Genomic DNA, 1,743 nt, shown 5'->3' on the forward strand with positions numbered 1-1,743 from the left:
GTCTGTTTCGTGAATTTATGGCAGCGCCGGAGAAGACACAAGGAAGTATTATTACCAACTTCTCGTCTCCATTGAGTATTTTTAAGAACCCAATCACAGCAGCAGCTACTGATGCAAGTGATTTTGATGTGCGAATGGTCAGGAAAAAGCCTATGTCGATATATCTTGGGCTGACTCCTGATGCATTAATTACTCACTCACGGCTTGTGAATCTGTTTTTCTCTATGCTAGTGAATGAGAATACAAAGGAGCTTCCAGAACAGAATCCTGAGTTGAAATATCAGTGTCTTGTCCTTCTTGATGAATTTACATCAATGGGTAAGTCCGAAATTATTGAAAAAGGTGTTGGCTTTACCGCTGGTTTTAACCTGCGATTCGTTATTATTTTGCAGAACGAAGGGCAGGGTAAAAAAGATGATATGTATGGCACTCACGGTTGGGAAACTTTCGTTGAAAACTCGGCTGTAGTTCTTTATTACCCGCCAAAGGCTAAAAATGAACTGGCGAAAAAGATCTCTGAGGAAATTGGAGTCAGGGATATGAAAATTATCAAGAAATCTGACTCACGGAGTGGTGGCAAAGGTGGTAGCTCTCGTTCCCGAAATCATGAAATAGTCAGCCGTGCTGTATTACTTCCAGAAGAGATTGTCGAGCTTCGGGATTATAAAAATAAAATGGGTAATATGGCTGTTCGTGAAATCGTAATGAGTGAATACACTCGCCCATTTGTAGCTAACAAAATAATCTGGTTTGAAGAGGAGGAGTTTAAAAAACGAGTAGATATAGCTAAAGAAAATCCGGTAGAAATGCCTGTATTGTTCGATGAAGAAATGAGAAATCAGATTCTTGAACAGGCAAAAATATATTCAGATGATATTAGTATGTTTTCTGATGTTATGACTAAACCAGATCTTGAGACACACGATCTGGAGGATGTTTCTGAATAATATCTGGTGAACTATATGAGAAAAGCTAAAGCGATATTTACCGCCATCGTATTTTCATTGGGGGCGGGTAGTATTCCTGCTTATGCTTCTGATCCTTGCGCTTCGGTGCTTTGCCTGTATGGAAAAGCTGTCGGGCAAGGAGGTGGAAGTGAGTGCAGAAGTGCTGAAAAGGACTTTTTTAATATTCTGAAAAAGAAAAAAGGAAGCATTCGCTGGAGTAAAACATTTGATGCCCGCAAGGCATTTTTGAATCAGTGCTCAACGGCTGATCCGGCTGCTATCTCAAAAATTATGAGTAAGTTCGGACGCGTTAAGGGCTGATTAAAACCTGATACCCGCGCCAACGGGTATCAGGGAACTGCAAGTATCACATACCGCGCCAACGGAATGTGATGATTAGTTACAATCACTGAGGTTAGAAATGAAAGTAACCAAATCTATTATAGCTGTTTTAGTAGGACTGTTTGCTGGTAGTGCATATGCAGATTGCACTTATCATTTGACTGGTAATGTTCAGAATCTTGATATTTCGGATTGTGTTGATGGTGTGAAAGACATTGCTAATAATGCCTTGTCAAATTCACAGAATGCACAAAATGTTGCAAATGGTGCTGCTTCTACCGCTCAAAATGCACAAACAACCGCAAATGCGGCTAATTCTGCTGCGCAGAACGCACAGAACACGGCTAATACGGCACAAAATACAGCAAACTCTGCTAATTCTATTGCACAAAATGCTCAATCGACAGCTAACCAGGCAATCAAAGATGCGGCAGAAAAATCTGAGGCAGCAGAA

The 1,743-nt window shown here is 40.7% G+C and carries 3 protein-coding genes; all 3 read left to right on the forward strand.

The window, feature by feature from the left end; translation table 11 throughout:
- On the forward strand, positions 1-947 hold a 947-nt coding region (locus FFT88_RS24710), incomplete at its 5' end, for a type IV secretory system conjugative DNA transfer family protein (protein WP_135406014.1).
- Between the two features lie 15 nt (positions 948-962).
- Positions 963-1,268 carry a TrbM/KikA/MpfK family conjugal transfer protein gene (locus FFT88_RS24715; protein WP_001223992.1) on the forward strand — a complete coding sequence of 102 codons (306 nt, stop codon included), beginning with the start codon at positions 963-965 and terminating at the stop codon, positions 1,266-1,268.
- A gap of 100 nt (positions 1,269-1,368) precedes the next feature.
- Positions 1,369-1,743 (forward strand): alanine-zipper protein (locus FFT88_RS24720; protein ID WP_240731104.1); only part of this gene is annotated, 375 nt, incomplete at its 3' end.

This window comes from Escherichia sp. E4930, from assembly GCF_005845405.1.
In the GTDB taxonomy this organism is placed as follows: domain Bacteria; phylum Pseudomonadota; class Gammaproteobacteria; order Enterobacterales; family Enterobacteriaceae; genus Escherichia.

Excerpts from the sequence above, each read along its gene's own strand:
- FFT88_RS24715 (WP_001223992.1), top strand. The coding sequence starts at position 963 with ATGAGAAAAGCTAAAGCGATATTTACCGCCATCGTATTTTCATTGGGG.